The organism is Variovorax jilinensis (assembly GCF_030316885.1).
In the GTDB taxonomy this organism is placed as follows: domain Bacteria; phylum Pseudomonadota; class Gammaproteobacteria; order Burkholderiales; family Burkholderiaceae_C; genus Variovorax; species Variovorax jilinensis.
Map to the genome: position 1 here is coordinate 74768 of NZ_JASZYQ010000001.1, position 17436 is coordinate 92203.

The 17436-nt window shown below is 59.2% G+C and carries 14 protein-coding genes; 10 read left to right on the plus strand and 4 right to left on the minus strand.

The window, feature by feature from the left end:
- Positions 1 to 95 precede the first annotated feature (95 nt).
- Together QTH87_RS00415 and QTH87_RS00420 are read left to right on the plus strand one after the other, a co-directional pair.
- Positions 96 to 959 carry a restriction endonuclease gene (locus QTH87_RS00415; protein WP_286606060.1) on the plus strand — a complete coding sequence of 288 codons (864 nt, stop codon included), beginning with the start codon at positions 96 to 98 and terminating at the stop codon, positions 957 to 959.
- A 2-nt stretch (positions 960 to 961) separates the two neighbouring features.
- Positions 962 to 1696, plus strand: a complete 735-nt coding sequence (locus QTH87_RS00420; protein ID WP_286606061.1) for a PIN domain-containing protein — start codon at positions 962 to 964, stop codon at positions 1694 to 1696.
- A gap of 142 nt (positions 1697 to 1838) precedes the next feature.
- Here the strand turns inward: QTH87_RS00420 and QTH87_RS00425 are convergent, their stop codons facing one another.
- Positions 1839 to 3026 (minus strand): PDDEXK family nuclease, encoded by a 1188-nt coding sequence (locus tag QTH87_RS00425; protein ID WP_286606062.1) that lies wholly within the window; start codon positions 3024 to 3026, stop codon positions 1839 to 1841.
- Positions 3027 to 3408: 382 nt separating this feature from the next.
- Between QTH87_RS00425 and QTH87_RS00430 the strand changes: the two genes are divergently transcribed.
- A complete protein-coding gene (locus QTH87_RS00430; RefSeq protein ID WP_286606063.1) occupies positions 3409 to 3996 on the plus strand; it encodes a recombinase family protein in 588 nt (195 codons plus the stop codon).
- Between the two features lie 489 nt (positions 3997 to 4485).
- Here the strand turns inward: QTH87_RS00430 and QTH87_RS00435 are convergent, their stop codons facing one another.
- Genes QTH87_RS00435 through QTH87_RS00445 form a run of 3 tightly spaced genes read right to left on the minus strand, consistent with a single transcriptional unit; the run spans position 4486 to position 6574 of the window.
- On the minus strand, positions 4486 to 4998 hold the full coding sequence (locus QTH87_RS00435) for a hypothetical protein (RefSeq protein WP_286606064.1): 513 nt from the start codon (positions 4996 to 4998) through the stop codon (positions 4486 to 4488).
- A gap of 54 nt (positions 4999 to 5052) precedes the next feature.
- Complete coding sequence (locus QTH87_RS00440) at positions 5053 to 5451, minus strand: (deoxy)nucleoside triphosphate pyrophosphohydrolase (protein ID WP_286606065.1); 399 nt, start codon at positions 5449 to 5451, stop codon at positions 5053 to 5055.
- A gap of 7 nt (positions 5452 to 5458) precedes the next feature.
- Positions 5459 to 6574, minus strand: a complete 1116-nt coding sequence (locus QTH87_RS00445; RefSeq protein WP_286606066.1) for an HNH endonuclease — start codon at positions 6572 to 6574, stop codon at positions 5459 to 5461.
- Between the two features lie 617 nt (positions 6575 to 7191).
- On the opposite strand from QTH87_RS00445, the gene QTH87_RS00450 reads away from it, so the two are divergent.
- The 7 genes from QTH87_RS00450 to QTH87_RS00480 all read left to right on the plus strand — a co-directional run bounded on the left by QTH87_RS00450 (position 7192) and on the right by QTH87_RS00480 (position 17426).
- Positions 7192 to 7965 (plus strand): DUF6615 family protein, encoded by a 774-nt coding sequence (locus QTH87_RS00450; protein WP_286606067.1) that lies wholly within the window; start codon positions 7192 to 7194, stop codon positions 7963 to 7965.
- Positions 7966 to 8022: 57 nt separating this feature from the next.
- Complete coding sequence (locus tag QTH87_RS00455) at positions 8023 to 8874, plus strand: hypothetical protein (protein ID WP_286606068.1); 852 nt, start codon at positions 8023 to 8025, stop codon at positions 8872 to 8874.
- A gap of 64 nt (positions 8875 to 8938) precedes the next feature.
- Positions 8939 to 9412 (plus strand): hypothetical protein, encoded by a 474-nt coding sequence (locus tag QTH87_RS00460; RefSeq protein WP_286606069.1) that lies wholly within the window; start codon positions 8939 to 8941, stop codon positions 9410 to 9412.
- Positions 9413 to 10194: 782 nt separating this feature from the next.
- Entirely contained in the window at positions 10195 to 10521 is a 327-nt protein-coding gene (locus QTH87_RS26180; RefSeq protein ID WP_353506134.1) for a hypothetical protein, read from the plus strand.
- Positions 10522 to 10821: 300 nt separating this feature from the next.
- Positions 10822 to 13944, plus strand: coding sequence for a DUF499 family protein (locus QTH87_RS00470; RefSeq protein ID WP_286606070.1), 3123 nt, complete (start codon positions 10822 to 10824; stop codon positions 13942 to 13944).
- Positions 13941 to 14585, plus strand: a complete 645-nt coding sequence (locus QTH87_RS00475) for an anti-phage-associated DUF3780 domain-containing protein (protein WP_286606071.1) — start codon at positions 13941 to 13943, stop codon at positions 14583 to 14585. The genes QTH87_RS00470 and QTH87_RS00475 overlap by 4 nt, the downstream gene beginning before the upstream one ends.
- Positions 14586 to 14588: 3 nt before the next feature.
- Positions 14589 to 17426 (plus strand): anti-phage-associated DUF1156 domain-containing protein, encoded by a 2838-nt coding sequence (locus QTH87_RS00480; protein WP_286606072.1) that lies wholly within the window; start codon positions 14589 to 14591, stop codon positions 17424 to 17426.
- Positions 17427 to 17436: the final 10 nt, after the last annotated feature.

The window sequence follows — 17436 nt, forward strand, 5'->3', positions numbered from 1 at the left end:
CACAGCCCGCTGTGCATTATTGCCCAATGGCTGTGCCGTTCGATGTGGAGCGAAGTGTTCTCCGGGCAGAATTGCCTGAACTACAAGAATCGCCGATGGCCCGCCGCAAGAAATCCAGCCCTGCTGAAGACGTTATCGACATGGTTGCGCTGCTCCCTTGGTACGTGGGCGTTGTCTTGGCGATCGTCGGTTACCTTGTGCTTCATCGCATGGCGGCGGCGCCATTGGTCGCACTCAAGCCTGGTGACGTAAGCGGTGCGATGTTCGGAGCCGTGTGGCGCGGCCTTGCTTCTGCAGGGCAGTACATCGTGCCGCTCTTCTGCCTCTTGGGTGCTGTGATTTCCGCCTGGCGGCGCCGCACACGTCGATCGTTGATTGACTGCGCGACGCGTTCCGCGGCCCCAGACGTCCTAGACGGAATGAGTTGGCGCGAATTCGAGATGCTCGTGGGCGAGGGTTTCCGCCTGCAGGGCTACAGCGTCGCAGAGAACTTCAAGCCGGGCCCCGACGACGGTATCGATCTGGTCCTTCGTAGGAACGGCGAACAGTACCTTGTGCAATGCAAGCAATGGCGCGCCTTCAAAGTCGGCGTATCAGTGGTGCGAGAGCTATATGGAGTCATGGCGGCCAAGGGGGCCGCTGGCGGCTTTGTTGTTACCTCAGGTCGATTCACATCCGAGGCCGAAGAGTTCGCCAGCGGGCGCAACGTTCGCCTGGTCGATGGTCCGCAGCTACAGCGGTTGCTTAAGCAGGCCAATGGTGATGCCGGCGCTAACTCTACGACTGAGGGCAATGCAGGACGAGTCACCGCCTCGGCACCGAAAGCGGCGGAGGTATCCGCTCCGAACTGCCCGAGGTGCGCGCAGGCAATGGTCCGTCGTAGAGCAAGAAAGGGTGCCAGCGCGGGCCAGGAATTTTGGGGCTGCTCGGACTACCCGCGCTGTCGCGGAACCGCTTGAGCATGGTGACCAGCGTCCACTTGCTCGTTGATCTAGAGAACGTTCAGCCATCCCCAAAGGAAGTGGAGGCGTGGATTGGTGACGCGGGACAGGCATGGGTCTTTTACGGCCCGCACCAACTCAAACGCAAGGCGGTTTTTGAGCTCGACAGCCCCCGATCGACGCTTATTCCGATCTCGCGCACTGGCTCGAACTCGCTGGATTTTCATCTGGTGTTCTACCTCGGCTACCTAGCAGCCAAACATCCCCAGTGCCGGTTTGTGGTTCTGGCGAAGGACACTGGCTACGATCCCCCAATCGCGCATGCACGAACGCTCGCCTTTTCCGTCGAGCGCATGAACTCGCTCCCGATTGGGGCACCGACATCCAGCACACCATCGAAGAGACCTCCGTCTGTACCGGTCACGAATGGCAAGGCTGAAGGAGCGCCCAAGAAGGTGGCAGCAGACGCCAAGTCCCCCAAAGGTCAGGAAGCTCCGGCGGCGGCCAAGGCAATGCCCGCGGGGCAGAAGAAGTCTGGGGAGAAGCTGCCCATTGCGATATATAGAGACTTGCTGAAGGAGTTCAAGGCTTCAAACCGCCCCGGGAGCCTGTCCGCCTTGAAGCGTCACATTCAAACGAAGTTCGGGCCCGCCCCGGCGCCACAGAAGGTACAGCGGCTCATCGAGCGCCTGCTAACGAGCGACGTGATTTACTTCGCCGATAGCAAGCTGTGCTACGGGCCTCCGAAAGTGTGATGCCAACTGGCGCCAACCATGCCGGTTCGGCTGGGCGGAATCATTCTTTTTGCCTCGAGCCAGCCCAACTCGCCGATCGAGGGACGCGGCGTTCGCCGGAGTTACTGAACAAGCTCTGAACGACGAGTCGATGGCGGCCTGCCTACCCCTCGACCAAGCGCCTCACTCGGGGCCGCAGTTCGTTGACGAAGGCGTTGACGCCGTCGAGCACCCAGTTCTTGCACTCGGCCTCTGACGCGAAGCTGTCGACCTGCCGGACGACACGCAAGGACTTGCGGTGATCGAACCGGGTACCGTCTGGCAGGTTCGGCACGATTTGGGCCATCTCTTCGTCGAGCGCGCGCAGCACCTCGCCCAAGGGCTCCTCCCGCCCGCTCAGCATGACTCCGACAACAGGCTTGCCGCCTTCGGATGCCCGGTAGGCCGTGACCCATGTGTTCGGCCAGGGCAGCGGCGTGCGCACGTTGTGTGGCCAGTAGTAGCGAAGTGCGGGTTGGTCGGGATGGCTGAGGCCTTTGTCCAGAATGCCCTGCCACCAGCCAAGGGAGCTCGCGTGCGCCTTGCTCGCGGCGTTGGGCTCACCGGTAGGTTCCTCATCCGCCATGTCCGCACCCTGGATGGTGACCGCCGTCCCATCGGCCCTTTCCACCATGACGACGGTGCGCTCAATAAGCTTGGTTTTGGCCAGGACGCGCGGTTGCAGGACGACAGACTTGTCGGGCAACCGGTACATCGCGACTTCGAACATACCAAACGCGAATGCCGCCGCGGCGTTGCGGTTAATCAGGGCGCCGATTGCCTCGACGTCCTCGCGGATGCCGTCGCCGGCGATCAAGAGCATGAAGCGTCCCTGACGCAACGCCCGGGTGGTCGCATCGTGGAAGTCCGACTCGGACAGGTCCGATTGGCGTTCCTTCACCAGCTCGTATAGCGTGTTGCCCGTCTTGCCCAAGCGCGCATTGACTTGCGCCTCCAACTGCGAGTACGACCAGCTGGACAGGTGCTTCGCGTAATCAAGGATCTGCGCGACGACCTTGCGGCGGGCCTCGGGATTGAGCCAGAGCTTGCATTCCACCAGGGTCAGGCGTCCCTCCCGATTGATGAAGACGTTGTCGATCCGGCCGGACGGTGTGCCAAGCTCCGTGCAGACCGGGATGAGCGGGCCGTAGGCCGGGTCGATCTCATCGATGGGGATCACTTCGGGGTTGCCCTGCAAGCTGTCGCGAAGCCACGCTTCATTGAAGCCAGCGGTGTCGCCGAGTGCCAGCTTGGGCCAGCGCTCCAGCGTCTTCGTGTCAGCGTTGATGTGCAAGAGGTGCTCTTTTTTCATGCAGTCCTTATGGTTGGGCTTGGTGGAAATCTACCAACCCGTGCTAACCGCCGGCGCACCGTTTTGAGCGGACTTGCCCACGGCATCTCGGTCCCCGTCATCGCGCTGTCGCGTTCTGAATCGGATCGGCTGTACGCCTGCCATCCGACGAGACACAAGAGCACGAGCACGACGAGCTCACAGGGATGTGAAAGGCCGGAATGTATCAGGGCGTATCGCGCGGACGCCGAGCATCGAGGGGTGCGTCCAACTGAGGTACACCCATATAAGACATGGTGGGCGATGCGCCGTTGTGTCTATCTAGGATCATTTCTGGAATTGTTTGACATATTCCACAATGCCTCTTAGAGTTCAACTGTACAAAGCACGGAATTGCCCTCCCATGAACTCACAGCGCCAGACCGCCGCAAGGCACACCGGAAAAAGCATCGGCTACGTTCGGGTCTCCAGCGTGAGTCAGAACGACGCCCGGCAACTGGATGGCGTTGAGCTGGACAAGACCTTCACGGACAAGGCGAGCGGCAAAGACACCCAGCGGCCACAACTTCAGGCGATGCTCGACTACGTACGCGAAGGCGACCACCTGTTCGTGCACAGCATGGACCGCCTCTCACGGTCCTTGAAGGACTTGCAGGACGGGGTGGAAGCACTGACCGACAAGGGGGTGTCAGTGACCTTCATGAAGGAACGTCTCACCTTCGCCAAGGACGACAGCGACCCGATGTCGATGCTGATGCTCCAGTTGCTCGGCGCCATCGGTCAGTTCGAGCGGTCGCTGATCAAAGAGCGCCAGCGCGAAGGGATTGCGATCGCCAAGGCTCGAGGGGTCTACAAGGGGCGCAAGCCAGTGCTAGACGCTGACGCCGCCAGGACGCTCCGGGAGATGGCTGCGCGGGGCGTTCCGAAGGTGGACATCGCGCAGACACTCGGCATTTCCCGGGCCAGCGTGTATGAGTATTTGAAGGCATGACCGCCTCCCCTATCCCTGCGGGTTGCGCGAGCCCCCACGAACCCATCAGCGACGAAGACGACATAGAGGTGCGCTGGGAGGGTGCCGACAGTGGGTTGGCCGAGGTCACCCGAATCGGATTCCACGGCATATGATCGCTAGCGGGTCCGGCGTGACCGGGCTTTTGCACCAGCCCCTCACGGGCATGCCAATGACCAGACGAACTGCACCGCACATGCGTTCGCCCTGCAGGCAGCAAGCGGCACCTCTGGGTGCCGTTTGTCTTACTCAGCCAGCCCGAAGACTTTTCCTAGACCACCGTCTCCCGGGGGCACGGCGGCGATAGTCCGCCGAGCCTTTGCAATGGCCCGGCATTCAGGGCCCCGCGCAGGCCGACCGGCGGCTCTTCGATCACGCTACAGAAGCTCAACGAGCGCCCGCAACGTAGCAGAACTTCCGTGACGAATGCGGCACGAATGCCGGAGTCGGCCAGGTGCGGACACGCCCGGCTCAACGGGAAGCGCCGACTCGCAGCACTTCCCTGACACGCTTGCCTTCGACCCTTCCCGCTTCGCCAAGCTCACGCACCAGTTGCTGCATCTGCGGGAAGTACCGATTGAAGATCGGGATCACGCCTCTGAGGCCGTCGGGCCCTATTGCGTGATGCATGAACTCCGTATCTTCCTCCGCGGAGAATTCGTAGCTACTACCGGGCTCGCGTCCCCAGAAGTCCTGCCGATCATGGGTGGCGTTGTGAAAGACTATCTGGCTGATGTCCCGGTTATCGCCGTGCCCACGCTCCGCGTAGTCTTTGCTCAACAAATAGAACTCGGCAGCAAACCCGCCGCACGCCACACGCCTCTCAATCTCTGGCAAGACCACGCAGCGTGCGCGAGCGTATCCACGGACGTCGCCGTCAAGCAGCTCGATGAAGTCGACCCCGCCGCCGAGATGCAAGCAAACAGTCGCGTGGCCCAACTCGTGCCAGCACCTGTACTCGACGCTATCGACGCGAATCTTCATGCTAGAACCAAAGATGCGACTCGCCGCACTTCGTGCCAAAGTTTGAGGCTGCCGCTAGTCGACCAATAGCAGCGGCTGCAAAAACTTGTCTGCGGGCGCAAGCGCGATCTGATCGAAGGCGGTCGGTGCGAACCACTCAATGCTCTCGTGCTCGAGGTTCCGCAACGACGCGTGATCGCACGTGACCCAGTAGGCCTCGATCTGGACCACCGAATTGCCGTAGTCGTGTACGGAGGCGCCCACAGGAGCACCTACAGTCACGTTACGGGCATCCAGTTCCTCAACGAGCTCCCGCGCGAGCGCCATTTGCGCTGTCTCGCCCTGCTCAATCTTGCCACCGGGAAACTCCCAGAACCCGCCCTGCGCCTTGTGCGCCGGTCGCTTGGCAAGCAGGTACCGCCCACCTTGACGGATCACGGCCGCCGCAACGCGAATCGTCTTGTCTGCCATCATTCGGGCTTCAGGTGAGCGGCTCGATCTCGGCCAGGTACTCGGTTAGCTCGGCATTGCGTAGCTTGCCGTCGAGGCCGTGGTGAATCTCGCGATGGCAGGTCGGGCAGATCGCACCAACGAATCGGGGGTGATCTAGACCACCATCCGATACGCGAGTTGTATGGTGCGGCTCCAGGTAAGGGCTGCCATCGACCCGCTTGAATGGCGCAGGCTCGTGACAGGACTCGCACTCGCCGCGCGACCGGAGGAGCACATAGACCCTAACGAGTCTGCTGCGGACATACAGCTTCTTCTTAGCCTCCTTGCCACCGCTCCCCTCATTGGCGCCAAACGCCGATAGAGCTCGCTTGCGGGCTTCCGCTAGGTCCAGAGCCGGTGGACCTGAGTCGATCACGTCGTCCTCACTAGGGGGCACGTCATCGGTCTCCCTGCCTATCGGAACTAGATGGAACACGATGACTTGCCGATCGTTTCCTTCTCGGTCTGGGCCGCGCTGGAAGCTGTGGTTCACATAGGTGAACTCTCCAACGTATTTCTGGCCCTTGCCCTTCCCGAGGGACTCGAACACATGGAGCGCGCGGCCGTCCCGGGCATGGTTGGTGATAGAGAGGTTGCCCTTGGTGACTTGCATGTCACCGACCTGCCCCTCGCCGGTATACGAAAACACGCCGTCGGCGTCAAAGGCATCGCGATAACCGTACTGCTCACCCGAGTCGCCGGTGAACAAGAATATCGCTGGCGCTTGACTGGAAGGAGAAATGCCGCTCTGGCGACTGCCGCCGTAAGGAACGTTAATGTCCGGCCAGCGGTCATATATCTCGCCGACCACAAACCTTGGGGCTTCCAGTGGTCCACTTGTCGCGTGGTCGATGGCGACGGTCTCGAAGCCACGATTCTTTAGGTACTCGTTCGATTGGCGTCCGCCCGAAAACCCGCCCACCGGCACACCGGCCGCCATCGAGATGATCTTCTTGGGTGGGTACCGAAGTCCCTTGTGGACAAGAGCAAACTTCTGAGCTGCGCTGGTCTCCCATTGGCTCCACTCTTGCAGTGCCCGCAAGTCAGCATCGAACCGCAGAAGGGCGTCCTCCAGCACTGCTCGCTCAACATCAGGCAATACCAATTATTTCTCCTCTTGTTTCAGTCCAAACCCGCCCGAGGGCTGCCTCTGCTGGCGGCGGTCTCATTCTCCCTGTGCGGAAGACGAACGTCTACGGAAGCGGTCACAACTGGATGACTGCTACCGGGCGATGGATCAGCACAGCAACGTCAGGATTGGCCTGAGCGGCCATCCCGATAAATGCCGCAAAGCCGTCATCCAGCCGATGGCAAGTTCAACACCCAATGGACTGGAGGTCCCTGAGGCGTTGACTTTCAGCACATGAGCGCAGATCAAGGTCGTGCACGTCTGCTGCAACGCGCCGTGAGTTGGCCAGCATGGCAAGAAAGCGCTCGACCTCCTCACGCCCCATATCTCGCGGTTGCCGCAAAACTCGCGATTTCGCGACAATCGCACATAAGTCTGCCCAGTGGGCACGTTATAGTATGTAACTAATACGCTCGCCGACCTGATATCCAGAAACGGTGTAGCGCGCAACCCAGGAGGGGCGGATTTCGCAAGCAGCGCATGTGCCACAGAGAAAGGCTGCAAGCCACTTTCCGCGCGCTCACGTCGCCAGTTAGACCGCCGCCGCCAGAAATGGCCGGGCGTTTTTTTACGGTCTCATTACGTCAGCCTTCATGAAACCGTACGAATTGTTCGAAGTGCTTGCCGGAAAGACTTGGCGCTCAATAGAGAGGTTTAGTCGAAACCGGATTCACCTCGGTGAGGATGCGATTACCTCCAATAATCTCGACGCTTTGGCATCGGCCGGTCCAGCGTGTGTGTTCTTGGAAGACACTCGAGCACAGGAGTCAACCAAAGGATGCGACTTCGAACTTTGGATAGGCAGTTCATACCTAGGCTGGCGGCGATACGCTGTGCAAGCGAAGAAGATCCAAGTTAGTTCAAGCCGCTATGCCTCGCTCGCGCACGAGGTTTCTGGAGTTCTCCAGATTGACATTCTGGATGCCTATGCCGGAGCAAACAGAGCACTGGCACTCTATTGCTTCTACAACCATTCGACAAAGCCATACAACTGGAACTGCAACCTCGCTCCAGAGCTAGAGCAGCTCGGTTGCTCAGTAACGCCTTCCCGAGTGGTGCGAGCTGCCATCGCCAAGCACGGCGCGAGGAACTACACGCACCTGCATTCGCAGCCAGAAACACTGCCTTGGCGTTGTCTCTTGCGCTGCCCGAACTTCGTCTCAAAGGGCGCACCTGGCCATAGTGGATGGCCAAGTCTCGCCGAGAACTTCTATCCGCAGCTACCGGCTGCCTTGCAGAGGTTGCGAGCCCAAGGAGGAAAGATCTCGTTCGAAGACCTGCCGGAACTATTCAACTCAAACATTCAATTCCGCCCGCAGTGGGTTGGCGTCGTAGATGTCGGCGGTCAGAGTCGCGACGGCGGCTAACCCTTCGTCGCAGCCGACTGCCTCCGGCGCCGGTTGAACTTAAACGTTAGAACTCACGTGGCACGCAACTGGAAAGAAATTCCGGCCATCTGGCTCTTCACCGCGCTGTTCGTGGTGCTGTCGATCGTCAGTTCGATTATTGGACACAGTCCCCTGGCGACGAAGCTGAACGAGAACCAGGTCCTGTATCTGTTCTCTACCACCGGCCAAGTCATCGCAGCCGTCTATGGTCTTACGCTTACAGGGTTCATATTCTTCCGAAATGAGCTAAGCAGGGAGGAATTCGAAGATGAAACGCTCGCAGAAGCTGTGGACGCACTGAAGGCGAGGTATTTCGTGCTTCTCGCTTTCATCACGCTGTTGGTGCTCCTGACTATCTTTCTCTCGAACTTGGCAATCGCGAGAGAGGCCGCGGGACCTACGTTCGGGAACGCTGCAATCATTAATACGGGTCAGTCGGCCTTTGTGACGAGCCTCTTGGCTGTGGCCTACTTCGTGTTCGACGTAATATCCCCTCGACGTATTGAGAACGCGAGTCGGCGCCTTCAGGACGAGGTTGACCCTTCGCGATCTGAACAGACCAAGGGTAGTCTTGAGGAATTTCTGACGAATTACAACCAGATTGAGGCGTTGCTGAACGAAGCAGGTTTTCCTTATCAGCAATCTGCAACAGCTTCCATCGACCGTGGTCGCCCGCGGCACATTTCGAACACAAGATTGGCGGAGATCCTATTCCGAAACGAGCGGATCGACAAAGTTCAATTCGCGCATCTGCGCGAATTGATCACACTGCGCAATTCGATCATTCATGGTGCGGAGCCCATCGTTAGCCACCAGGCGGTCACGATGTCTCGTGATGTACTGGAACGATTGCGGACCGCTCTAAGTGGAGGCGAGGGTGAGCTCTAACAGGTCGCTCCGTTCGACGACTTCGCCGCCCGCTGAGCTTGTTCGTTGGGCGGCTTGAAGCGCGATGCCAACCTTGGATGATGTGTACAGAAAGTTCGGCGAAACGTCCGAGGCAGCGCAGCTTCTCGAAACAGAGCTTGGGAACGTACTTCTTCTAAACCACTGTGTTGAGGCTGGCCTTTTCGAACGTCCCGACTCGGAAAAGGCGACAGAGATATACCGGCAGATCAACAAGCAAACTCTTGGGCAACTAATTAAAAAGCTGGGCCTCAGCAATACATCGGGCTTACAGTTTCAAGAGTTGCTTTCTCAGGCGCTCAAAGTTCGGAATCGCCTGGCGCATTCCTTCTACTTGCGGCACAACCTCCGCCGTAACTCCGAGGCTGGGTGCGCAATCATGATCCAAGACTTGGAGTCCATGCACAACAAGCTGATGGAAGCATACAAAGCTGTCATGCTTTTCTCAGGCGTCGACCTCGACAAGCTTGTTGCAGATAGCGGCAATACACCTCAGCCCATAGGCCATCTGCCCATATGAACAAACAGATCGCCGCATGTCCGATCGGCCTGAAGGCCCGAGGTTGGCTTACATAGCCGCATAAGAAGGCAGCAATACGAATGGCTGCATTTGGCCGATTCCAGAAATCCGCACGGAGTTTCTCGCCGTCGAAACGCCGTCCCCCACCACTGGAGCGGGAAACGCCGCCGAAATCAGGTAGGGCGGCTCCTGGGCCTCTCGATGGTCGTGGTCGTGCGACCGGCGCCGGCGGATCGACCCCACAGGGGAACACCGCGCCGTTCACCGCCCCAACTTTATTCCAGGGCCTTAGGGGAGCGGCCAAGCAACGCACGCCCGGCGGCCGCTTCCCACGAGGTATAGCGCCTTCGCCAGCCTTACGCACCTTCCAGCCCTTCAGGACGGCGCTGATTGCAGCGGCGGGGTCAGCCACCGTGTCGTCGTCGGCGATGCGGCGCAGCTCATCGACGACGTGCGCTCGGGCTGCAAGCTCGTGTTTCATGCCGTGGGTATGGCAATCTGGTTGATGCGGGGGCGCAGATCGCCGGGATGGGTTGACCGTTGTGCATCGCTCAGTCGGCCAATTCGCAGCCTCGCGGATGCCACCGGCAAGACGGGCGCTCATCCAGCAGGCGGGACCTTGGGCCGGCGGGCTAACCCACGCCAGTCCAGCGGTGCCCATCAAGCGCAGTGCATCTCGGCATCATTTCCAGCAGCATCAGCCACGCATCAAGCATCGTCTTGCCGGCTTCGCTTGATTTCGCAGATTGCCCTACGATGCGCCCAGCAACGAGGAGTAGACGATGCGGATGATCATTGCTTCATTTGCCGCGATCGCCCTGCTTGCAGGATGCGCAGCACCGAACGAGCCGGGGGCCATGTACAGCCCGCCACCTGTGGCTAACGTCGCGCCCACGCAAGTTGCGCCGGTTCCATACGTGCGTGCACCCAGGCCCACCGGCCGGGACAGTTACAACGCCGAGAAGCTCGCCAAGAACCGGGGGTGCGCCGCCCAGCCCTTGGCAAGCCTCACTGCCAAGGGCCCCGGCTTCGAGACCTACAGCGCGCCCTGCAGCGACGGCCGCGCGATCGCGATCAGGTGCGAGGTCGGTAACTGCAGGGTGCTCTAGTAACCTCTGCTGAAAATGAAGGGGCGGCGCCTGTCGAAGTGCCGGCGTGTTCTGGAATGCCACCTCCACCTGCCCGCACGGTTTGATGGTAGGGATGATGGAAGAAGACACGGAAGGTCGTCGAACAGAATTCCGCGTTCTTGCCTACGCGACAATACGGTCTGACGAATAGACGTCCATCGATGGATCGATGGGCACAAACGTACGGGCACCTAGAACAACACCGGCTTCGAAACCCACGCCCAAATATGGGGTCAGCCTCTCGGCTGGGTATCCAGCACGAATACTCACGGAGCAACAATGCTTTTGACAGTTAGACAAGCTTGCACGCTGAACGAAGGCGCACTCAATATCCGCATTAGCGATGGCATTGAGCGGGTCGACGAAGATACCCAGAGCATCGAAGACGGGCGCCGGTTTCTGAAGCACTCGTACCTCACCAAGGGCATGGTCGAACTAGTCCAGGAAGGCTTCAAGCGGCTCTCTGGCGGCCATGGTGGCAAGCCGGTGTTTCGACTGAAGCAGGCTATGGGCGGTGGTAAGACCCACCTTATCAAGACCATGGCATTCCTGGCCCGGCATGACCCGCTTCGCTCGGAATTTTTCAGTGAGGCGGCCAGCCGGTACAAGTTCGGCTCTGCAAAGGTCACCTTCTTCAACGGCCGCGAGCAGCCGGATGAATATTTCTGGGGGCGGATCGCCGCACAGCTAGGTCACGACGGATTCTTTGAGGCTGGCGTCAAGGCGCCAGGTGAGAATCATTGGAGCGACCTTTTCAGCAAAATCGACGCGCCGGCGCTGATCCTGTTGGACGAAATGCCCACCTATTTCGCGTACTACAAGACACAACCAAGCGGTGGGGGCACGGTCGCTGAAGTCGCCGGCCGCGCATTCGCGAACATGCTCACCGCCGCGATGGCACGCAAGAACATCTGCGTGATCGTCTCCGACCTGGAGGCCTCGCACGCAGAGGGCACACAGATCATTAATGCCGCGCTCGAGAACGCGCGCAAGGAACTGAGCCGTGTGGAGTTCAACATCACGCCAGTTGACTTGGCCGGCGATGAGACCTACGCGATTCTGAAGAAGCGGCTCTTCGCGAGTTTGCCCGACCCCAACAAGATCGCCCATCTGGCCCAGATGTACGCCAAGTGCATCGAACAGGCCCAGAAGTCGCGGACGATCGACCAGCAGAAGACGCCCGAGCAGTTGGCGATGGAGGTCGAGCAGACCTACCCCTTTCACCCGCAGATGAAGAACTTGTTCGCCTTGTTCAAGGAGAACAAGGAGTTCCAGCAGACTCGTGGGCTGATGGAGTTGGCATCTCGGTTGCTGAACTCGGTGTGGTCGAGGACGTCCGACGATGTGCTCCTGATCGGACCCCAGCACTTCGACCTCAGCATCGACGAGGTTCGGGATAAGGTGATCTCCATCTCCCGGCTCGAGGATGCGGTCGCGCGCGATATCTATTCCAGGGAGGGTGGAGCGCACGCCCAAGTCATCGATGCCAATGCCGGCAGCGATTGCGCCACGCAGGCAGCAAACCTGTTGCTCATTTCGAGCATGTCGACCGCAGTAAATCCGGTGAAGGGCCTGACCCGATCCGAGACGCTCGAATGCCTGGCCTCGCCCATCGCTGACCTCAGCTTCTTCGAGGCTGCGATCGACTCGCTGCAGAAGTCCGCCTGGTATATGCACCGCACGACCGAGGGTCGCATCTACTTCGACAAGATCGAGAACCTGACCAAGATGCTGGTCGGCATGGCAGAGCGGGCACCAGAACCGAAGGTCAAGGAATTCGTGTCCTCGCGGCTCAAGCAGATGTTCGAGCCCAAGCGCAAATCGGCCTACACCAAAGTCCTCGCTCTGCCGCTTATCGACGAGATCCAGGCCGACGTTCAGGCTGGACGTGTCCTGGCCATCGTTCCGCCAGACTCTGCCTTGCCGCCTGAAGAGGTGGTCAAGCTCTTCGATGGCCTGACGCGCAAGAACAACCTGCTCATCCTCTGCGGCGAGCGTTCGTTCGAGATGGACAAGCTGTGGGATTCGGCGCGGATGGTTTACGCGGCCAATCAGGCCGAAGTACAGCGACGTGTGGAGCGAGGCGGCCCGCAGTGGGAAGAATTCGAAGACCTTCGCAAGCAGTTTGAGCTGACCTTCACTGGCGTTGTGAAGACACTATTCGACAAGCTGCTGTTTCCTTTCCAGACGCCGAGCACGGCCCCAAAGCTGCAGCCACGCAACCTGGAGCAAAGCGGCGACACCAACGATGGCGAAGCGCGCATTGAAGCGACGCTGACCAAAGATCCGATCAAGCTCTACCTGGACTGGCAGGACACCGCCAAGTTCGCTGGGGTCCGATCGCGCGTGGAGCGCCTGTTCGGCCCGCAAGATGACGTTGCCTGGGCCGACATCAAGGACAAGGCGCAGACCGATTGTTCGATGTACTTTCTGCCGCCGGGTGACCTGGAGAAGATTAAGACTCGCGCGATCAACGAAGGCCTATGGGAAGACCTGGGCAACGGGTACGTCACTAAGAAGCCCAAACCCAAGCAAGCCGGCGTGCAGGTCACGCCCGTGGGCAAGATGCAAGACGACGGTTCGACGGTGCTGCAAATCGGCATCATCAACGCCAGTCCCGAGACCACGAGCGTGCACTACGCCGAGGACGGCGAGGTCTCAGAGGCCAGCCCGAAGCTCAGTGATGACAAGCTGAGCACCAGAGCGCTGAAGGTTGCCTTCTTGGCGGTAGACCACTCTGGGCGCACCCAGAAGGGCGCCCCGCATGTGTGGTCGAACAAGCTGCTGATCCAGTGGGAAATTGCCCCAGCAGCACAAGGCAAGCGCACGGTCACGCTGACGGTGTTGCCCCGTGCCGACGTGGTGCGCTACACCCTCAACGGCGCCGAGCCTCGGAATGGCATCGACTACACAGCGCCCTTCACGGTAGGCCCGGATGCCGGAATGCTGCTGGTCTTCGCCGAGGCCAGCGGTCTTGAAACAAGGGTTGAGTACCGCATTCCACAGGCTGCCGGTGGCGGCGGGGGGGGCGGTGGCGGTGGCGAGGCGCCCCCGCCACCCCTCAACAAGCCCGTCGCGTTTCCGACCCAGCGCAACGCGCAGGTCACCTCGCGCGAAAAGGTCTTCGCCGCCCTCTCCAAAGCGACTGAGCGAAACATCGCCTTCACCGACGTGGTCTTGCGCATCCAGGACGGAGCCGCCTTCGGCCAATTTGGCCTACAGGGCCAGACCGCCACGGCATCGCGGGTTCAACAGGCGCTTGTAACCTTGGCCGAGGGGTTTGGGCCTGCTACGCCCGTGACGATGCAGTTTAGGGCCCAGTTCCCGACCGGCCAAGACTTGATCGACTTCGCCGCGCTGCTTGAGCTGGCCTACGCCGGCGATTGGAAGGAGGTTGAATGACGCATCCTCTTCTGACCGGCGATCAGCGCCCTGGCACAACGGCGCTCGTCGCTGCCGAGCCAGGCCGCTTCGTGGGCTTTGGCGCCAGCGCAGAGTATGGCGCCCATGTCTTCAAGGCCGTGATTCCTGCCGGGAGGGCGGGCGACGTAGTACTGACCGAAGACTATGGCTATCTCGCGGGCGTAGAGGGCACACCGGAGTCCGAGACGCGCGCAGTTCTGCCCCGCGCCAAGTGGGGAAAGCTTGCCGACGTCGCGCGCAAGGACTTCAACGCCAGGCTGCGCGCGCGCAAGGTGCCGCCGAGCACATGGAAACCGCAGGCCAATCTGCTGGATCGCATGTTGGGCAAAGAACTCTGCGTGCTGATGTGGGCAGCTGAGCATGCAGGCGAGGAGCAGCTGGAAGCGATCTGCAGGCAGTGGACCGCCCTACGACCGGAGGAGCGCTGGTGGCTGTATGCCATGACTGCCGCGCAAGGTGGTTTGGCGGAGGACGGCAAGCGGGGATGGCGGCGGGCACTCTTCTACGCACTCTCAGACATCGATGCGGTCGCGCCTCGCAAGGTGCAGCGCGCACTACTAAATGACCGCACGACATACAGCCTTTTTGGCCAATCGGACCTGCATCCGCGGAAAGCATGAGTGATGGAAATTAGTCCTGAAGTTGTTCCGTTCACCCTCAAGAACGCGCCGTCTCTTATTGAGAGGATTTTGCCCGTCCAAAGACTCTCGATAGACGTATACAAAGAAAGAATGGCAGGGCCTGGGCAAACACTGACCGCGCTTGGGTCGTATTGGAAGGGCCGAAAACCTCTTATATTGAATCGCGCATGCGTGCTTGGATCATTGTTGCCGGCCTCTGAGAATACAAAGCGAGATCTTGAGATTTTCGAACTCTTGATGGGAATGGATGACACCTCCATGAAGAAGCGCCTGCAACTCGGGCTCGATAAATCTCTACCTCCGAACTCCTATCGAGATTTAGCTGCCAAGGCAAAGCGGCCCGAAGAGCTTGAGAACACAATCAGCAATCATATATGGCCTGACGTAAATTCCCATTTGGGAACGAATGCGCAAAGTTACACGATGCTCATTGAACAATTGGGCATTATGCGCTTCGGGCATCGGCCGAAGGTGGCTGATGTTTTTTCGGGATCCGGACAAATTCCATTTGAGGCTGCTCGCTTGGGCTGCGATGTATATGCTTCAGATATAAATCCAGTTGCGTGTATGCTCACGTGGGGAGCATTCAATATAGTCGGGGCCAAAGATGAGGCGCACACCCTAATTTCCAAGGAGCAGCAAAGTCTAGTTGCTCGGGTGAGAGGGGACATTGATGCGCTCGGATTTGAGACTGATGGCCAGGGCTGGAGAGGTAAGGTTTATTTGTATTGTTTAGAGGTTCTTTGTCCGACCTCCGGCTGGCGAGTGCCCGTACTTCCAAGTCGCCTCCTGAGCCAAACGCGCAAAGCAATTGTTGATCTGATACCAGTTGCGGCCACCAAGAGCTACCAGGTTGTCGTTCGAACAGGAGTCAGTGCTACAGACTTGAAAAATGCAGAACAGGGGACTATCACGCGGAGCAGCCGATTTGGTGAGGCTTACGTGACGCATCTGGTTGACGGCATAACGCACAGGAACTCAATATCGTCAATCAGGCGAGATGCTGATTCGATCATTGATGGCAACAAGCAAACCGTCAATTCACTACGCAAGTGGACTCTCCAAGACATTGATTTCAATACCTCAGATGTATTGGGCGAGCGGCTATTCGCCATTCAGTGGCTTCGCGACGACGGATCGATTCGACCAGATCTCCAGTTTCGCTCTGTGACTGAGGACGACTTGACGCGAGAGTCAAGGATTCGAGAGTATGTCGCGGCCAACCTTAAAGACTGGCAGGCTGCAGGCCACGTGCCTGACATGCGCATCGAACCGGGTGCGCCCCCGCGATATCAAGGTAGAAGCCTAACGACCGATCGCGGCTGGACGCATTGGCATCATTTGTTCAACCCCCGGCAGTTATTAGTACATGCTCTATTGAATAAATACAAAACCACCCGGACGGCGTTGTTTGTTGCCGGCAGTCTTGAGACCTCATCAAGGCTTTGTGGATGGAATCCTGGATTGGGGAAGGATTACACCACTAGTGTTTTTTACAATCAATCCCTCAATACTCTTTATGTTTACGGAGCGCGAGGAATTAGCTTCTTGGCGAATAAGGTGGCCCAGGACTTCGCTAGGGCGCCAATATTCTCCGAGGCCGTTGTCAAGAACCATTCAGCGATGGATCTTGACTCCGGCGCCGACATATACATCACCGACCCCCCTTATGGAGATGCAGTCAAATACGAAGAAATTTTTGATTTCTTCATATCCTGGCTCAACAAGAATCCGCCAAAGGAATTTTCAAGTTGGATATGGGACAGCCGCAGAGCCCTAGCAATTAAGGGTGAGGATCATGATTTCAAACTAGGTATGGTGTCCGCCTACAAGCGGATGGCCGAACTCATGCCCGACAACGGGTTGCAGATCATCATGTTCACCCACCAATCCGGTTCAATCTGGGCGGACATGGCGAACATCGTGTGGGCCAGCGGACTGCGGGTTACGGCGGCTTGGTACGTTGTGACCGAGACGGACAGCGCCCTTCGCGAGGGGCAGTACGTCAAGGGCACGATCCTACTCATACTGCGCAAGCGGCTTCAGGAACTGGACACTGCGCGTGACGAGCTTGCATACGAACTGGCCGAAGAGGTCAAGACCCAGGTCGATTTGCTGACGGGCTTGAACAATGGCGTCAAGGATCTGTATCGCGACGAGAACCTGTTCGAGGATGCCGATTTGCAGATGGCAGGCTACGCCGCTGCACTCCGGGTGCTGACGCGCTACAGCACCATCGACGGGGTCTCAATGCCGCAAGAGGCGATGAGGCCACGAGTGAGGGGGCAGACGACTATGGTCGACGAGCTGATCGCGTTCGCCGTCAACATCGCCAACGAGTACCTAGTGCCTGACGGTGTGGACCGTGCAGTCTGGGAAAAGAGCGTCGGCGTCGAGCGCTTCTACTTGAAGATGTTGGACATGGAGTCCAGGGGCATTCACGTTCTGTCGAACTACCAGAACTTCGCCAAAGCCTTCAAGGTGCATGACTACGGCGCGGTAATGGATGAGGTCAAGGCAAACCGCGCGAGCTTGAAGACAGCCGCACAACTCGGGAATCGGGGCATGACAGCCGGCGAGGAGTTTGGCCCGACCGTGCTGCGCAGCGTGCTGTATGCCGTTCACCTTCTGCAAGAAAACAAGGTCAAGCCCGAAGACGTGCTTCACCAGCTGCGCGATCTCGTGCCCGACTATTTCCGCGAGCGCGAACGCATCACCGCGCTGGCTGACTATGTGAGCAAGAAGACGGCGAAGGCCCGGCCTGACGAGAGCTCGAACGCCATGGTTCTGCGTGATCTGGTGCGTCGAGAACGGGTCTGAGCCTAGCCAG

What these genes read in the sequence shown, in the direction of transcription:
- QTH87_RS00415 (WP_286606060.1), top strand. Translation starts at nt 96, where the DNA reads ATGGCCCGCCGCAAGAAATCCAGCCCTGCTGAAGACGTTATCGACATG.
- QTH87_RS00420 (WP_286606061.1), top strand. Translation starts at nt 962, where the DNA reads ATGGTGACCAGCGTCCACTTGCTCGTTGATCTAGAGAACGTTCAGCCA.
- QTH87_RS00425 (WP_286606062.1), bottom strand. Translation starts at nt 3,026, where the DNA reads ATGAAAAAAGAGCACCTCTTGCACATCAACGCTGACACGAAGACGCTG.
- QTH87_RS00430 (WP_286606063.1), top strand. Translation starts at nt 3,409, where the DNA reads ATGAACTCACAGCGCCAGACCGCCGCAAGGCACACCGGAAAAAGCATC.
- QTH87_RS00435 (WP_286606064.1), bottom strand. Translation starts at nt 4,998, where the DNA reads ATGAAGATTCGCGTCGATAGCGTCGAGTACAGGTGCTGGCACGAGTTG.
- QTH87_RS00440 (WP_286606065.1), bottom strand. Translation starts at nt 5,451, where the DNA reads ATGATGGCAGACAAGACGATTCGCGTTGCGGCGGCCGTGATCCGTCAA.
- QTH87_RS00450 (WP_286606067.1), top strand. Translation starts at nt 7,192, where the DNA reads ATGAAACCGTACGAATTGTTCGAAGTGCTTGCCGGAAAGACTTGGCGC.
- QTH87_RS00460 (WP_286606069.1), top strand. Translation starts at nt 8,939, where the DNA reads ATGCCAACCTTGGATGATGTGTACAGAAAGTTCGGCGAAACGTCCGAG.
- QTH87_RS26180 (WP_353506134.1), top strand. Translation starts at nt 10,195, where the DNA reads ATGCGGATGATCATTGCTTCATTTGCCGCGATCGCCCTGCTTGCAGGA.
- QTH87_RS00470 (WP_286606070.1), top strand. Translation starts at nt 10,822, where the DNA reads ATGCTTTTGACAGTTAGACAAGCTTGCACGCTGAACGAAGGCGCACTC.
- QTH87_RS00475 (WP_286606071.1), top strand. Translation starts at nt 13,941, where the DNA reads ATGACGCATCCTCTTCTGACCGGCGATCAGCGCCCTGGCACAACGGCG.
- QTH87_RS00480 (WP_286606072.1), top strand. Translation starts at nt 14,589, where the DNA reads ATGGAAATTAGTCCTGAAGTTGTTCCGTTCACCCTCAAGAACGCGCCG.